We start from the raw sequence: 16,012 nt of genomic DNA, 5'->3' as shown, positions 1-16,012 counted from the left end.
ACAAAGGTCCCAGGCATGATGCAGCTCGAATGGGAATCCCTCAAGGAACGATTGCAATCGTTCTGCCAAGACCAGCTCCTCGCTCACCTGCAATCGCTTTCCGATCCCGATCGGATTCGCTTGCAGGAGGAAATATCCGCAATCGACTTTGACGAATTGCGCCGTACGATCGAGGGACAAGGCCAAAGCGTCGACTGGCATGCCCTGGCCTCCCGGGCCATGCCGCCCGATGCGATTCGATTGAACGAATCTGCTTCGGTGCAGCGAGCTGCTTATGATGCGGGTGAGAAGGCGATTCGCGACGGAAAGGTCGCGATGATCCTCGTCGCAGGCGGACAAGGTACCCGCCTGGGGTTCGACAAACCAAAGGGAATGTTCCGAATCGGTCCGGTTTCCCATCGCAGTCTCTTTGCGATGCATGCGGATTCCCTTCGAGGCGCCATGAAGAAGTTTGGAGTTTCCATCCCGCTTCTCATCATGACTAGCCCCGCGACCGACGCAGAGACCCGCGAGTACTTCGAATCCCACCATTGGCTGGGGCTTTCCAAAGACCATGTAACGATCTTCCAGCAGGGAACCATGCCGGCGGTCGATCGCGAAACGGGTGCAGTTCTATTGGAATCCCCCGGTCGCATTGCGATGAGTCCCGATGGCCACGGCGGTATCGTCAAAGCATTGAGAACTCACGGCATTCTCGATGCGTGCCGAGCCGAAGGCATCGAGTATTTCTTTTACGCGCAAGTCGACAATCCACTTGTTACTGCATGCGACCCCACGCTTCTCGGACATCACATTCTGGCAGGGTCGCAGATGACGACCCAGGTCGTTCAGAAGCGGTTCGCAACCGAGAAAGTTGGAAACGTCGTCTCGATCGACGGAAAAACACAAATCATCGAGTACAGCGATCTTCCCTCCGAATTGGCCGAGCAAACCAACGAAGATGGATCCCTCCGACTCTGGGCGGGCAATATTGCGGTTCATGTGATGGATCGAACATTTCTGGAGAGGTGCAGCCAAGATCCTGATTCCCTTCCAATTCACCTCGCCAACAAAGCGGTCCCTTACCTTGATCCATCGGGCCAAATCGTTCGTCCCACCTCTCCCAATGCGATCAAATTAGAACGATTTGTATTCGATCTTTTGCCGAGGGCCTCGAGAGCGATTGTCGTCGAGGGGGACGCAAAGGATGTCTTTGCTCCTGTAAAGAACGCTGACGGAGCCCCGACCGACACTCCCGCGTCTGCCAAACAAGCCATCAGCGATCGAGCCAAGAGATGGCTTGCCGAGGCTGGGGTAGAATGCACCCCGGAGTGTCTGGTAGAAATTCATCCTATGTGGGCTTGGGATGCCGATGACGTCAAATCCAAGATCCAATCCCAAGGAACCATTCATTCGGACACCTATTTCGCGTGATGGCCCACGAAAGCTTGGAGTGAGTTTCGAAGGCGAATCGATTCGCCGGTATTCAAGATTGAACGAGCGAGAGAGTGCAACATGCTGCATGCAGTGATCATGGCAGGTGGTTCGGGGACCCGTTTCTGGCCTGCGAGTCGGCAGATCAAACCCAAGCAGCTGTTGAAGATGGGGGGGGCACGAACCATGCTTCAAACGACTTTCGATCGTTTGAATGGATTGGTTTCCAGCGAACACGTCTTGGTTCTAACCAACCAACAACTCACCGACGCAGTCGTTGCGCAGCTGCCCGATCTTCCTGTTGAACATATCGTGGGCGAACCGTGCAAAAGGGATACCGCACCCTGCATCGGTGTCGCCGCGTCGCTTGTCCAAGCCGCTGACAAAGACGGCATCATGGTCGTGATGCCATCCGATCATGTGATCGAACCTCGCTCCGAGTTCCACCGCGCTATCAAAGCCGGGGTCAAATTGATCGAACAAGATCCATCGCGCATCGTTACCTTCGGCATTCGACCGACCTACGCCGCAGAATCGTTCGGATACATCCAACGAGGCGCTGGGATCGATAGCGTTCCGGGAATCGCCGCTTTCTCCGTCGAACGGTTTCGCGAAAAACCCAATCGGGCAACTGCAGAAGAGTACATGGCCGCCGGCACCTTTTACTGGAACAGCGGTATCTTCCTCTGGAAAGCATCGACCATCCTCGAAGCGCTGGAGTCGTTCGAACCCGAGATTTACAACCACATCGAAAACATCGCGAAAGGCATCGGTACCAAAGATTTCCAAACCGTCTTCGCGACCGAATTCGCCAAAATCCAGGGCAAGTCGATCGATTTCGCCGTCATGGAACGCCACCAGAACGTTTGCGTCATCGAAGCTCCCTTCGCATGGGACGACGTCGGAAGTTGGCAGGCGATCGCACGCTTGATCAAACCGGATGGACAAGGCAACGCGGTCGATGGTCCCTATCTACCGATCGACTCCTCCAACATGATCATTCGCAGCGAAGCCGATCACCTGATTGTGACCATCGGCATGAAGGACACCATTGTCGTCCATACCCAAGACGCCACCCTCGTTGCCCCCAAGGAAGAGGAAGAACGCGTGAGGGATGTGGTGAAACAATTGACTGAGCTCGGACATCAGCAATACCTGTAAGACGACTTCATTTCCATCGCGCTGGCTCCCTTCCTCCTACAGGCTACGCATCATGCGAATTGCGACTCTCCTAGCATGTTGGTTTGGTTACTTATCGGCATGTCTCGCATCGAGCATTGCGTCTGCAGCGGAGGTTCGATCTCCGAACATCGTTGTGATCTTCATCGATGATATGGGTTACGCCGACATCGGCCCCTTCGGTGCACAAGGTGTCGTGACTCCCCACCTGGATCGAATGGCGAAGGAGGGACGCAAGTTCACGGACTTCATTGTCCCAACTGCTGTCTGTTCGGCATCGCGCGTCGCACTGCTCACCGGTTGTATTCACGAACGGGTCGGAATTCGTGGAGCGTTGGGACCGCAAGCGAAAATCGGTATCTCTTCATCGGAAACGACCATGGCAGAGATCTGCAAGTCGAAGGGATACGCTACTGCGTGCTTCGGCAAATGGCATCTGGGCCATCATGCTCCATTCCTACCTACACGCCATGGGTTTGATGTCTACTACGGCCTACCCTACAGCAACGACATGTGGCCCTTTCATCCCGAGGACATTGCTGCAAGGAAAACAAATCCAGCTCGCAAGCCAAACTATCCCAATTTGCCGATGTTCGAAGGCGAAGCAATCGTCGATGCCGAAGTCACCGCAGAAGATCAAAAGCGAATGACGCGAGATTACACGCAGCGCGCCGTTCAGTTCATCACGGCGAACTCGCAACAGCCCTTCTTCCTCTACTTGCCACACAACATGGTGCATGTACCCCTTTACAGCTCCGAGGACTTTGAAGGGAAGGGGGCCGGACCCTTCGTGGATGCCGTTCGCGAGGTGGACTGGTCCGTAGGAGAGATCCTGAAAACGCTGGATGAACTCCACCTCAGCGAGAACACTCTGGTCGTATTCACATCCGACAATGGCCCTTGGTTGAGCTATGGATCCCATGCAGGTTCCGCCGGTCCTTTGCGGGAAGGGAAAGGGACATCCTGGGAAGGAGGGATTCGCGTCCCCGCCATCATGCGTTGGCCAGGTAAGATACCCTCCGGGACGCAAAGCGATGAATTGATGTCCACCATCGACCTTCTCCCTACAATCGCCTCTCTGATCGGAGCCTCCCTTCCCTCGCACAAAATCGACGGGCAGGACATGACCCTAACCATGACCCGCACCGATCTCAAACCCCCACCTGACGGAATCGGGGACCGGACCATTCCCATTTATTACGCCGATGGCCAGCTGCAAGCTTTGAGGAGCGATCGCTGGAAAATGGTCTTCCCTCATACCTATCGATCCTTGGGAGACCGACAAGGTAAATCGGACGGGACACCCATCGCCTACCTAAACGAATCGGTCGAATCGACCGAACTCTATGACCTCGTTTCCGACATCGGCGAAAAGAACAATGTTGCGGCCCGACACCCGGAAATCGTCCAGCAATTGGAACGTCTAGCTGAGGAATGGAGAGCGGATCTGGGAGATTCGCTCCAAAAGAAAAAAGGCAGCGGGGTGCGTCCTGTGGGCAAACTGGAATAATAGAACGAGAATCCAAGCCCCCCTTTACCCGCAAGGTTTGCAATGAGTGCACTGATCGCTCGAAATATCTCCAAGTTCTATCCAACACCGGCAGAAGACCTCGTTATCCTCGAGCATGTCGACCTCACCTTAGAAGCCGGTCAAAATGCAGCCATCATCGGACCCAGTGGTTCGGGCAAGTCGACGCTCCTCCAAATCCTCGGAGTTCTCGACCGCCCAACCAGCGGGACCCTTTCGATTCGGGATCAAGATCCGTTTGCTCTCTCGGAAACCGCACAAGCTCGCTTTCGTAACGATCACATTGGTTTCGTCTTCCAAGACCATCATCTTCTTCCGCAGTGGAACGTGCTTGAAAACACCTTGCTTCCTGGTTTAGCGCAGGGGAGACCAGATGCCGCGATGCGCCAGCGCGCTCACTACCTTCTCGAAAGGGTTGGGCTACAAGATCGATTGCATCATTTGCCAAGCCAATTATCGGGCGGTGAGAGAGAAAGAGTTGCGGTGGCTCGAGCGCTTCTTCGCAAGCCTCTATTGGTCCTCGCGGACGAACCGACAGGGAATCTGGACGAAGAGAACGCGGCCAAGATATCGGACCTCCTCCTCGCGATGCCTCGCGAAGAGAACGCCATCTTGATCGTGGTTACCCACTCCATGGAATTGGCCCGCAAGATGGAACGCTGCTTTGAGCTCAAGCAAAAAAAGCTTCAGCCGAAATCGTTTTAATCCCGGATCAAGATCACGCGTAGATCGCAAACATTCGTGTTCGTTGGCCCGGTCACCAACAGCCCATCCGCTTTCTCGAAAAAGGAATACGCGTCGCACCGCGCCAGATAGTCCTCGGATTCCAGCCCCTGTTTTCGGGCTGCCTCCACGACCTGATGATCGACGAACGCCCCCGCTGCTTGCGTCGGCCCATCTTCTCCATCCGTGCCGGCGCACACGATCGAGACGCAACGCGCTTCGCGGAGTTTCGGATGGGAATGATTCTCCAGCAAATGGAGCAGGGTGAGCGCAAGTTGCTGATTGCGTCCGCCGCGACCGCAGAGCTCGATCCGTGGCAATTGCACCGTCGGCTCCCCACCGCTAATAAGACAATCGGGTTGCCCGGTCTCCACGGCCAGCTCCATGGCGCGTAAAAGCTTCTCCGCTACCCCGCGCACGTCTCCTTCGCTCGCGCGATTCGATTCCATCCAATACGCGTACCCCAACGCGACAGCTTGCGTGCCCGCAGCATCAACGGCCGTCGCATTGTTGGCCAAGACATGCGTCTCCACGGGACATCCTTTCGACCCGAGCGATTCGTCCGGCGATTTCGATCTCGTCTCGAGACATCGTCGAATCGACGGAGGTAGCTCTCGGTGAGGATCGAATCGTGCAATGATCTCCAATGCGAGCTTTGGGTTGGGTGGAGGTTCCAGAATGGTGGGGCCTGATCCAATCAAATGAAGTGGGTCGCCAAGCACATCGGACAAGACCAATGAAACAACACGTTGCGCCCGAGAACATGCGCGCGCCAGCCCTCCACCTTTGATCTGACTCAGCGCACGTCTCACTTCGTTGAGCTCTTCAATTTTCGCTCCGTTTCGACTGAGATGCCGGGTGAGAGCCACCTTGTCCTCCAGCAGAAGTCCGGGAAGGGGCGAGGGCATCAATGCACTAGCGCCGCCCGAAAGGAGGCATAGAACCAATGTCTTTTCGTTCGCGGAGCGAGCCAATCGGAGCATCTGCTCGCATCCCAGCATCCCTTCCCGCGTCGGCTCGTTAATTCCCGCAGGTCGCGCCGCATGCAATGCTATACGGCGATGGGCCACTGCCATTGGCGACTCGTCAAAGCTGCCGCGTGGGGCATGCAACCATCCCTCTAGTCTTTGACGAGGTGGGTTGGAAGAATTCCATATCGATTCGAGCCCCGCAGCCATTGCCGCAGCGGCTTTCCCTCCTCCCAAAACGAGGATGCGATCGATCCCACGCAAGGAATACCGACCGATATCTTCGATCAACAATTGCTCTCGATCGAATCGAATGCTTCGCTCGATGAGCCGATCACCCCGAACCGATTCGACTCCGGCATTCCAGATATTGATGGCTTGTAGAGTTCGTGGTTTGATCGTCAATGCAATCCAAAACAGAGAAATACATGAAGAATCACGAACCAACTCGCCAAGTGGTACCCATCTACCGTTCGCAATTAGTTTTTGCTGAAACCGAGCGGAGAGGATACTTCCTTGGCTAACGGGTTTTTGATGTACTGTCGGAAACAGTCTTTGCAGAGATCGAACTGTTTACGTTGGTAGATTTCATCGCTGAACACCGAACTGCAAATTTCATCTGCGGAATCCAGCATGTCTTGAAGATCATCCAGATGATCGGGATCGTCGACCAGCTCATGCTCGTCTCCGTCGACACCCGCTTCGATCTCGATGGTAACTGTGTACCGCAAATCGCATTGAGGATCGATATCTCGTTTGCAACGATCACAGCAGTATCGAATCACGATCAAACTCCTTGGAACGAGGGAGAGAAGAGAGTGTGCGGGAGTGAGGTTAATCCTACACCCTAATTCCCGACACTCGCAACTATTTTGACGAAAAGTCGAGTGTGCGTCCTACCGCATCGGCTATCCCTGTTCGATCCCCGCGGTTAAGACGGAATCCATTGTCCCTGTTGCAAATTGCAAGTAACTATTTCGACTTGCCCGCTGCGCTCGCCGGGAAGAATCGCCAACATCGCTGTATCCGGATTGTTCTCACAGTACGCGATAGCGCGATCGATCCCCAAGACATACAGACCGGTTGCGAGCGCATCAGCCCATCCAGCGTTCGGATGCAGGATAGTTACGCTCAGCACTCCTTCGGCAGGCCATCCGGTCCGTGGATCGATGATGTGTCCGAAGCGTTTCCCTTTGAAGTAGAAGAATTGGTTGGCCGGCCCGCTAGTTCCAAGCGATTGATCGAACAGCCTCAGCATCCCCAACAATCGCTCGCTTTGCTCCGGATGTCGCACTGCAATGCTCCAACCGGTCTTGATTTCCGAAAACTCTTGCTCCCCTCGACATCGAATACTGCTTTTCCCTCCGTGAAACGCATATTGCTCGACACCTTGGTTCTCTAACCAGTCCGCAGCCATATCGATCGCCAATCCCTTGCCGATCCCACCGGGATTGATCTCGACCGGAGCCTCGTAGCGAATGGTGTTCGCATCGATGTCGAGATGAATGTGATGGGTCCCCACCTCGCGAAGTGCTTGTTCGATTTCGGCGGCACCCGGCATGATTCCTTGCCTGCGAAAGAACCCCCATGCTTTGGAAAGTTTGGTCGCAGTAAGATCAAACGCACCCTCTGTACGTCGGTGCACTTCCAGGCCCAATGCGACCAATGCTTTGGTCGATTCCGAGATCGGCATCGCGGTTGCCTCTGCCCTCGCATTGATCAAACTCAATTCGCTGGCAGGTTTGTAAAGACTCCATTGTTCTTCGAGGTAGGAGATCGTCTCGAGGGCATGGCAGGCCAACTCGGGACCATTCGTCGGCTTGCCTGGATGCAACAGAACTTCAAATCGACACGCCATGGCGTCGCGACCGATCTCTAACAGATACCCGGACGACCAAGGTGTGGGGCCGCTAGGTCCATTCGACGCCGAAGGTTGCATAATCGGTGTTGGTGCGGGGTAACCTAGGGCTCAAGCGTGACCAACGAAGGTCCTGCAAACGGTTCGTTCTGCCGCAATCGCCGGAGCTGACCACAAGCGGCTTGGATGTCATTTCCCTTGCGTTGACGGAACATGACATTGATTCCACCGTCCACCAGCGTGCGTCGGAATTCATAGATCGCGTCCGGGGACGGTGTTTCGTACGGCAGACCAGGAACCGGGTTGTAGGGAATGACATTGAGCATCGCGGTGCGTCCACGAAGCAATTGCACCAGCTCTCGAGCGCACTCGGGAGAGTCGTTCAAATCTTTAAGAAGAACATATTCAAAGGTCAACCTGCGCCCGGTCGCTTGAAAATAACGATCGGCGGCAGCCAGAATGGGCTCGATCCCGATCTTCTTATTGACGGGGACCAGCTGGCTTCTCAACAAATCGTTCGGAGCATGGAGGCTGATGGCGAGATGGTAAGGGGACCGATCCTCCGCGAGCTTGTCGATCGATGCGGGTATTCCCACCGTACTGATGGTGATCCGTCTGGGACTGATCCCCAATCCGATTTCAGGATCCTTGGCCACCGCCAATGCATCGAGAACGCGTGGTAGATTCGCCAAAGGCTCTCCCATCCCCATCATGACAATGTGGCTCAGCCGTTCGTCCGGAGGGAGCAGCCGCTGCAGTTTCAACATTTGCTCAAGGATTTCGGCCCTCGTCAGATTGCGATCCACCCCATCGAGACCACTCGCGCAAAACACACATCCCATCGCACAACCGACTTGACTGCTCACGCAAATGGATCGACGAGGGCCATCCCGAAGCAAAACGCATTCGATGCGTCCCCCATCGTGCAACTGCAGGAGTAATTTTTGCGTTCCATCTTCGGAGTCCTGCGTCTCCACGGTCGTCGATCGAAAGAAATCAAAGGCTTCTTCCAATTCCAATCGCAACGCCTTCGGCAAATCCGTCATATCGGCAAACGAAGCCGCGCGGCGATGGTACACCCAAGCCAAAATTTGCTTCGCTCGGTACCTGGGGTGCCCCCTGCCGCTGAGCCAAATGGACATGGCATCGAGGGATTGCTCCAGGATGGAAGGTTTTTCGATGGGATTGCTGATGGGTTTGCTGGGAGGCGGAGTAAGTTCGAGAGTCATGCCGTCAGGCCGAAAGAAGAATGAAAGCCGCGTTGAGAGTGCTTCCTTATTGTAGTCCTGTCGGCCAGGAAGGGCTAACGCAAAGCTTGCCAGCCGAAACATCCGGTTCAAATTTGGGCGAAAGCGAACCAATTGCTGGTTTTGTGGAATTCCGCTCTTCGGTAAAATCCGGGTGCACCGCGAAGGTCTGTCTCAAGGGAGGAGATGCAATTTCTCCTTCAAAGGGACGGTCAACCAGCGGACAATCTCTATCCCAAAACTCTATTTGGAGTATCCCAACGAGTGACTACGAATTTAGGTTCGACTCAATATACGGCAGCAGTTGCAGGCGAAATCACCCCGGAAATGGAGTTTGTCGCCACGCGTGAGAAACTCCCTGCAGAGACCATTCGCTCCGAAGTCGCTGCAGGACGCATGGTTATCCCTGCAAATAAAGTCCACTTGGCGGGCCGTTTGGAGCCGATGTGCATCGGAATCGCTGCCAAATGCAAGATCAACGCGAACATCGGAAACTCCGCCGTCACCAGCAACGTGGCAGAAGAATTGGAGAAACTCCACGTGTCGGTCCACTATGGAGCCGACACCGTCATGGATCTCTCCACCGGTAAAGACATCGACAACATTCGCAAAGCCATTATCGAAGCGTCTCCGGTTCCGATTGGTACGGTCCCCATCTACCAAATGTTGGAGGAACTCGGCGGCAACATTGAAGACATGCGGGCCCAGCATTTCCTCGACATGGTCGAACATCAAGCCAAGCAAGGGGTCGACTACATGACCATCCACTGCGGTGTGCTGCTCGAACACCTGCACCTTACGGTCGAACGAGTAACGGGCATCGTTAGCCGCGGTGGATCCCTCATCGCAAAGTGGATGATGGCCCACCGTAAACAAAATCCGCTTTACGAAGCGTTCGACGATCTTTGCGACATCATGCGTCAATACGATGTGACTTGGAGCTTGGGCGACGGCCTTCGCCCCGGTTCGATCGCCGACGCGAGCGATGCGGCGCAGTTCGCGGAACTAGATGTTCTCGGCAAACTTTGCAAACGAGGATGGGAGCGCGGCACCCAAGTCATGGTCGAAGGGCCGGGGCACATCCCCATGGACCAAATCGACATGAACATCAAGAAGCAGATCGAAGTCTGCCACGGCGCCCCCTTTTATGTTCTTGGACCCTTGGTCACCGATATCGCCCCTGGCTATGACCATATCACCAGCGCTATCGGTGCTGCCATGGCGGGCTGGAGCGGAGCAGCCATGCTTTGCTACGTCACCCCGAAAGAACATTTGGGGTTGCCCAACCGAGAGGACGTCAAACAAGGGGTGATCGCTTACAAGATCGCTGCCCACGCGGCCGACGTCGCGCGCCGCCGCCCCGGTGCACAAGAACGCGATGATGCTCTCTCCCGTGCTCGTTTCGGTTTCGATTGGAACGAACAATTCCGATTGTCGCTCGATCCTGAAACCGCACGCTCCTATCACGACGAAACGCTTCCCCAAGACACGTTTAAGAGCGCTCACTTCTGCAGCATGTGTGGCCCCAAGTACTGCTCCATGCGCATCACCGAAGACATCCGCAAAATGGCGGCTGAATCGGGTGAAAATGAACTTGTTCAACTGAAGTAGTGTCACATTCCACCAAAAGCGGGAGCGACGCTCCCGCTTTTTTTATATCGATTCCTTGTCGAGAGAGGTCGCCGATCATGCGATACGATGCAGCCAAATTGCTGCCCCCGTGCCTCGTCCCGATTTTCATGGCCCTCGTCGTGATCGACACAGCGGACGCCCAACGGAGTCTACTTTCTCCCGGAGGCGTCTCTCCCAAAACTCTGCGAGTCCAGGAGGTGGATAGGGAGTACCTTCTCGCATTGCCAAAGAATCTGCATCCGGCACGGCGAACAGACCAAGCGGATTCGCTGCCCCCTTCCAATACGAATGGGGACAATTCGGTGCATCCAATTGTTTTTGTCTGGCACGGACATGGAGGAGGTATGAGGCATTCGGCCCGAACCTTTCGGATCCACGAACTCTGGCCCGAGGCGATTGTGGTGTATCCACAGGGACTTCCCACTCCTGGCATGACGGATCCCGCTGGAAAGAAGAGCGGTTGGCAGAAGTTTGATGGTGATCAAGACAATCGAGATTTGCTATTTTTCGATGCCCTCCTGGCGGATCTAACCCAGTCGTATGCCGTGGACCGCATGCGTCTGTTCTCAATGGGCCACTCCAACGGCGCTGCATTCACGTATCTCCTCGCTATGGCAAGGCCTGGAGTGCTCGCTGCCATCGCTCCCTCGGCGGCCCCCGCGCGAGGCGTCCGCGCAGGTCTTTTCGCGGGTGACCCTCTCGCCAAAATTCCACCTCTCCCTGTCATGCACATCGTCGGAAAGGATGACAAGGTAGTTCCCCGATCATGGCAAATCCCCACCATTGACGCCTTCCGGAAAAAGAATGAATGCTCCTCCGATTCAAAACCGTGGGAATCGGGATGCGTTATCTACGAATCCAAAGTGGATGCACCCGTCGTGGTGATGGAACACAGCGGAGGACATACTTACCCCCAAGAGGCAAATGCAAAGATCGTTCAGTTTTTCAAGCAACATTCTCGTACAGACCGGGTAAAGCAACCCCCTCCATGACGAGAGGTATTGGTTTTCTGTCCCCGAAGCGACGGGCCGAAGAAGACCCTCGACATGCGCGATCCAGTTGGTTTCGTGTCACCGTTATAAGTCGTCCCGTCCCGTTCCTTGACATTCGCGGTTTCCTTCCCTCATGTTGCATCTACAAAGCGAGTCCCAAACGCGTTGGCTTCGACAAGTCGATGCCCATTTGGAAGAAATCCTGATCGATCATGCGCATTGCGAATACAAGGCGGCAGCGACCGCGATGAACTTGCTCGGCGCTTACATCGAAAACACCGAATTAACTCGCGAGATGACGCGCATCGTGGAAGAGGAGCTTGAACACTTCCATATGGTTCTTGCGTTGCTAGAAAAGAGAGGGATTCCGTTTCGCAGGCAACGGCCCGGCAATTACGGCAAATCGCTAAACGAATTGGTCCGTCCCACCGAACCGCACCGGGCGGTGGATCGGCTCTTGATCGCAGGGTTGATCGAAGCCCGATCGTGCGAACGATTCGATCTGCTCCGTCAACATGTTTCGGACTCTGAGCTAGCCTCGTTCTACGGCTCTCTATTCGAATCCGAAGCCCGACATCACACCACCTACGTTCGATTGGCCAAGCTCTTTGATACGGATGCCAACGTCCGCGCACGCCTTTCCGAACTTTCGGCCGAAGAGACAAAGATTATTTCTATCGGAAATCCGTTGCCGCGAATGCACAGCTAATTACGGGCGGATCCCAGCTAATTTCTGAGAACTCGCAGTTAGTTTCCCCGCAATGACCGCGAGTTGCTTTCCAATGCAACGCGAGTACCGTCCCGATTACTCGCGTCGCAGGCCACAGGCTATCGTCGCAACTCTGCGACTCGTTCTGACGCTTTGCTGGCCAATTCGTGAGAAGCATGGTTTTGGACGACAAACTCGTAGAACTTCACCGCGTTGTCAATCGCCTTTTGCTTTCGCTCGCCTGTCAAGTCGGATATTAACAACTCGGTGCACCGCCCCGCTTCAAACGCTGAGCGAGCCTGCCAATTCTTGATTTCCTCGGGCGCTTGCGTGGCGCCATATCCGTACATGACCTTCTGAAATTCCGCGATGGCCTTGGCAAAGTCGCGTTCTGCGAACAAGACTTCACCGATCATGAAGCGAGATCTCGCACCAAGCTCGTTGCGATGGTTTTCCGCGACCTCGCTATACGCAGTGATTGCTTCCGCTGGCTGTTTCAGATTTTGTCGAGCATAGGCGAGCTCGTAGAGGGCGATGGGGCGGTAGGGAGACTCCGGATACTTCGACACCAAGTCGCTTGTCCAAGCCTCCGCTTCCTTCCAGCGTTTGAGCTCTCGAGCTGATTGCCCACCGTGGAGCAATGTCAACGCTTCGATTTGGTCTCCTACAGGAACACCGTTCGAAGAGGCCTTTTGAATCGATGATCGAAGGCTTTCATATTCCTTCCAAGCGTCGGCGAAGTTGCTTTGTTTCAACAGACTTTCGGCGATCATAAAGCGAGCATCGGTCGAGAGCTCCCCTTTTGGAAACTCTTTGAGTTGCTGACGGAACTTGGTCGTCGCGGTCTGGAAATCTGCTTGTTGGAAGAATGCCCAGCCCATTTTGTAAAGAGACTTTTCTTGCAGCTCCAAATCCAGCGTCTTGCTCGCGGCCACTTGATAGGCCTGGATCGCTCGATCGTATTTCGAGCTATCGTACTCGGCTTGCCCTACGTGAAAGTAAGCTTCCGCCGCCAGAGGACTGTCGGGATATTGCTCGACCAACTTCTCGAACTGCTGAATGGCGCTCGCCGTGTCTCCCTTGGCCTTGTAGGTCCACGCAAGTTCATATTGCGCTTTGTCTGCCAGCGGGAAGTCGAGTTTCTTTTCTTGCACCAATCGCTGAAGCTTCGAAATCGCTGCGATCGCTTCATCGTGCTTTTCACCGGCCACCCAACTCAACGACTGCTCGTACAGAATCTTGACCGCGATATCGTCGGTAAGCGATGCTGTCGCGAGTTGCTCTAATGTCGCCAGTGCTTCGTCCGCTTTGCCAAGCTGACGAAGGCAAATGGCTTTTGCAATCTTTGATTCCACTCCCAGACTATCGGTTCGATCCGATTGAGCTAAGGGAGAGACCAGTTCGAGAGCAGGCTGGTACGCCTCCTGCTGGATCAAGACGAACGCTTTTCCGTAGGTTGCATAGTCGCGGAGCCCCGATTCCTTCGAAGAATCGAGAACGCCGTCGTATGCACGGAGGGCTCGCGGGAGATCTCCCATGCCGGCCGCAATCTGTCCGATGCGGAACTCTGCCTGTCCGCGGAGACGGGATTGGGGAGTTCGCTTGACGAGCCCTTCGAGAGCCGCAATCGCCTTCCCATCCTCCTTTTTCTGAACCATCGCTTCGGCCAGCGTTATGGCTGTTTCATCCGCCTGTGGCCAATCCGAGGAAGCTGCGAGGGACTCCTCCAACGAACGGATCGATTCGACCAGCTTGCCAGTCTTCAGTTGGCTGGCACCTTGCAGGAACAAGGCTTCCGCTTTGGCTGCCGGTTCCAAATTCTGCTTCAGGAGCCGCTGGCTGGTCGCGATGGTTTTCTCCCACTGTCCGGCTAGATAATGAGCAACCGCGAGACGTCCTTCCCACGTCGGCCGAAGCGGATCGTTAGGCTGAGCGGCAATCAGTTGCTCAAACGCATTGATTGCCGATTCATGTTGGCCCAATTGCAAAGTGGATTCGGCTCGGATGTAAGCCACATCGGGGGCTAACGGATCACCTGCGTATCGTTTTGCAAAGGCTTCGCTCCAACGCTGCGCGTCGGCAAGCTCGCCGAGTTGCAGACCGCAGAATGCGGCATTGTAAACAGCTCGCGGGGCTAAGGCATCCTCGGGAAACTCGTTCGCGATCTGTTCATAGATCTTCTTCGCCTCGCCGCGCTTGGCGGGCTGGGTGTTCAAACTATCCGCCAAGTCCATGTAAAGCAAAGAAGCCGACGGAGTCTTCGATCCCCAAGTCAACGCGTCCTTCGCGACCGCAGCGATGGCCTCTTCTTTTCCTTGCAGCATCTTGATCTGGCAGATCCAGTGGGCCGCTTCCGCTGCCCTTTCGTCTCGCAATGGAAGCAATTGCTCAAATGCGAGAACCGCCTCGTCGTATTTCTTCTCTCGCATCAACGACTGGCCCGCCGCTAGGGACGAGTTCTTCGCGTACTGAGAACTGGGGTATTCGTCTGCGAGACGCTGATACGCCTTAGCCGACTCGCGATAGCGACCGTCCTTCGCCATGGCAAACCCGTATCGATAGAGAACGTAATCCGCGTTTTTCAAGGTCGCAAACGAATCGGACTGGAGCAGTGCATCGAAAAGCAGAATGGACTTCTTCGCATCCCCTTGAATCAACGCCAAGTCGGCGGTCCGCATGAGGACTTCGTTCTTCAAGGAATGATCCGAATACTTTTGCAGGAAGGACTCGTATGTTTCAATCGCCAGCTGCGGCTGCTTCAACTCCTCATAGGTGAGTCCGAGTCCAAAGATAGCATCTGGCCTGACTGTAGAGTTTTCGAGCTTTTTGTTTTGAATGAGTTGGCGATAAAGACTCACCGCCTCCTCGGAACGTCCCAATCTCGCTTCCGCTTCTGCAGCGTAGTAGAGCGCTTTATCGAGGAAGCTCCCATCCGGATATTTGGAGACGACCATTGCGAGGACCTTGGCCGCCTCGCGCAGAGGCGAATCAGCCGATGCTTCTTTGCCGACCGGCGCGCTCGACAGGAAATGACTTTGGTAAAGACTCCATCCCAGATTGACGAGGGCCTCTTCCCGTTGCTTCAGATTCGGATCCTGCAACGCTAGTTTGAACTCTCGCACCGCGCTAGGGAATTCAGGCATGTCCTGCTGAAGGTAGCACACCCCCAGGAAATGGTGCGCACTCGCTACCGAGGGGTCGTTGGGGTATTCCTGAAGCAGCTTTTTCCAGTTCTCAATGGCGAGAGGGTAAGCCCCGTTGTTCTGGGCATTCGCGGCATCCGCAAACAACTCGCGGGCCCTCTCCGCGTTCTTTTCCTTGTCCGAAAGCTTCTTCAAACTCGATGCTGGAGCTTGGGAGGCAGGTGGCTTTTGCTGGGCTACACCCGTCAATGCCGTACACTGGAATGCTAGGGATGAAACCAATAGGAGGCGGAGCCGCCTTCGCCAACTCCTGCGCGAAAAGTCAGCGACTCGAGCTTGGAAGCAGGGAAGTTGACGAAGGGTTCGCAATAAGGAAGACTTCTGGGCCATAACGGTTCCGACGGTCTTATGGATCGAGACTAGGGTTACAACTAGGGAAATCGGCGTTGGCCAAACCCATCCCGTAGTTTACCGTAGTAGGATGCAGCCGGAAAGTTTGTGAGGGTGCAGCAGCAATCCCGTAAACGTCAGACTCGCCCCTGTCCGTCTTAACTCTCCGACGCAAATCTTTTCCCTTATCGCTCCAACTTCACACCCGCTTCGACTCTTCCCATTTCGCA

12 protein-coding genes are annotated in these 16,012 nt (G+C 55.0%); 7 read left to right on the top strand and 5 right to left on the bottom strand.

What is annotated here, in order from left to right:
* Positions 1-15: 15 nt before the first annotated feature.
* The 4 genes from VN12_RS16445 (at position 16) to VN12_RS16430 (ending at position 4,825) form a co-directional block, all read left to right on the top strand.
* Positions 16-1,413, top strand: coding sequence for a UTP--glucose-1-phosphate uridylyltransferase (locus VN12_RS16445; RefSeq protein ID WP_146677855.1), 1,398 nt, complete (start codon positions 16-18; stop codon positions 1,411-1,413).
* An 81-nt stretch (positions 1,414-1,494) separates the two neighbouring features.
* A complete protein-coding gene (locus VN12_RS16440) occupies positions 1,495-2,574 on the top strand; it encodes a mannose-1-phosphate guanylyltransferase (protein ID WP_146677854.1) in 1,080 nt (359 codons plus the stop codon).
* Positions 2,575-2,626: 52 nt separating this feature from the next.
* Complete coding sequence (locus VN12_RS16435) at positions 2,627-4,102, top strand: sulfatase (RefSeq protein WP_146677853.1); 1,476 nt, start codon at positions 2,627-2,629, stop codon at positions 4,100-4,102.
* A gap of 42 nt (positions 4,103-4,144) precedes the next feature.
* Entirely contained in the window at positions 4,145-4,825 is a 681-nt protein-coding gene (locus VN12_RS16430) for an ABC transporter ATP-binding protein (RefSeq protein ID WP_146677852.1), read from the top strand.
* Here the strand turns inward: VN12_RS16430 and VN12_RS16425 are convergent.
* From VN12_RS16425 to rlmN, 4 genes are all read right to left on the bottom strand, one after another.
* Complete coding sequence (locus VN12_RS16425; RefSeq protein WP_146677851.1) at positions 4,822-6,216, bottom strand: glycerate kinase; 1,395 nt, start codon at positions 6,214-6,216, stop codon at positions 4,822-4,824. The genes VN12_RS16430 and VN12_RS16425 overlap by 4 nt on opposite strands.
* 74 nt (positions 6,217-6,290) lie before the next feature.
* Positions 6,291-6,596 carry a hypothetical protein gene (locus VN12_RS16420; RefSeq protein WP_146677850.1) on the bottom strand — a complete coding sequence of 102 codons (306 nt, stop codon included), beginning with the start codon at positions 6,594-6,596 and terminating at the stop codon, positions 6,291-6,293.
* Between the two features lie 146 nt (positions 6,597-6,742).
* The gene (locus VN12_RS16415) at positions 6,743-7,750 is read right to left on the bottom strand and encodes an FAD:protein FMN transferase (protein ID WP_146677849.1); all 1,008 of its coding nucleotides are present in this window, start codon (positions 7,748-7,750) and stop codon (positions 6,743-6,745) included.
* Between the two features lie 23 nt (positions 7,751-7,773).
* Positions 7,774-8,898 (bottom strand): 23S rRNA (adenine(2503)-C(2))-methyltransferase RlmN, encoded by a 1,125-nt coding sequence (gene rlmN, locus VN12_RS16410; protein ID WP_146677848.1) that lies wholly within the window; start codon positions 8,896-8,898, stop codon positions 7,774-7,776.
* 282 nt (positions 8,899-9,180) lie between these two features.
* Between rlmN and thiC the strand changes: the two genes are divergently transcribed.
* The 3 genes from thiC (at position 9,181) to VN12_RS16395 (ending at position 12,249) form a co-directional block, all read left to right on the top strand.
* Positions 9,181-10,527: a phosphomethylpyrimidine synthase ThiC gene (gene thiC, locus VN12_RS16405; RefSeq protein WP_146677847.1), complete on the top strand. Its 1,347-nt coding sequence runs from the start codon at positions 9,181-9,183 to the stop codon at positions 10,525-10,527.
* 77 nt (positions 10,528-10,604) lie between these two features.
* On the top strand, positions 10,605-11,540 hold the full coding sequence (locus tag VN12_RS16400) for an alpha/beta hydrolase family esterase (protein ID WP_205855065.1): 936 nt from the start codon (positions 10,605-10,607) through the stop codon (positions 11,538-11,540).
* A gap of 133 nt (positions 11,541-11,673) precedes the next feature.
* Positions 11,674-12,249, top strand: a complete 576-nt coding sequence (locus VN12_RS16395) for a tRNA-(ms[2]io[6]A)-hydroxylase (protein ID WP_146677846.1) — start codon at positions 11,674-11,676, stop codon at positions 12,247-12,249.
* Between the two features lie 119 nt (positions 12,250-12,368).
* Here VN12_RS16395 and VN12_RS16390 read toward each other — a convergent pair whose 3' ends face one another.
* A complete protein-coding gene (locus tag VN12_RS16390; RefSeq protein ID WP_146677845.1) occupies positions 12,369-15,782 on the bottom strand; it encodes a tetratricopeptide repeat protein in 3,414 nt (1,137 codons plus the stop codon).
* Positions 15,783-16,012 lie beyond the last annotated feature (230 nt).

Origin of the sequence: Pirellula sp. SH-Sr6A, assembly GCF_001610875.1 — a bacterium.
Taxonomy (GTDB): Bacteria; Planctomycetota; Planctomycetia; order Pirellulales; family Pirellulaceae; genus JBKCUI01.
The sequence above is the reverse complement of the archived record's forward strand: the minus strand, read 5'-3'. Positions and strand labels throughout refer to the sequence as shown.

Bases quoted from the DNA above. Each gene is read 5' to 3' on its own strand.
- VN12_RS16445 (WP_146677855.1), top strand. From the start codon at position 16: ATGATGCAGCTCGAATGGGAATCCCTCAAGGAACGATTGCAATCGTTC.
- VN12_RS16440 (WP_146677854.1), top strand. From the start codon at position 1,495: ATGCTGCATGCAGTGATCATGGCAGGTGGTTCGGGGACCCGTTTCTGG.
- VN12_RS16435 (WP_146677853.1), top strand. From the start codon at position 2,627: ATGCGAATTGCGACTCTCCTAGCATGTTGGTTTGGTTACTTATCGGCA.
- VN12_RS16430 (WP_146677852.1), top strand. From the start codon at position 4,145: ATGAGTGCACTGATCGCTCGAAATATCTCCAAGTTCTATCCAACACCG.
- VN12_RS16415 (WP_146677849.1), bottom strand. From the start codon at position 7,750: ATGCAACCTTCGGCGTCGAATGGACCTAGCGGCCCCACACCTTGGTCG.
- rlmN (WP_146677848.1), bottom strand. From the start codon at position 8,898: ATGACTCTCGAACTTACTCCGCCTCCCAGCAAACCCATCAGCAATCCC.
- VN12_RS16400 (WP_205855065.1), top strand. From the start codon at position 10,605: ATGCGATACGATGCAGCCAAATTGCTGCCCCCGTGCCTCGTCCCGATT.
- VN12_RS16395 (WP_146677846.1), top strand. From the start codon at position 11,674: ATGTTGCATCTACAAAGCGAGTCCCAAACGCGTTGGCTTCGACAAGTC.
- VN12_RS16390 (WP_146677845.1), bottom strand. From the start codon at position 15,782: ATGGCCCAGAAGTCTTCCTTATTGCGAACCCTTCGTCAACTTCCCTGC.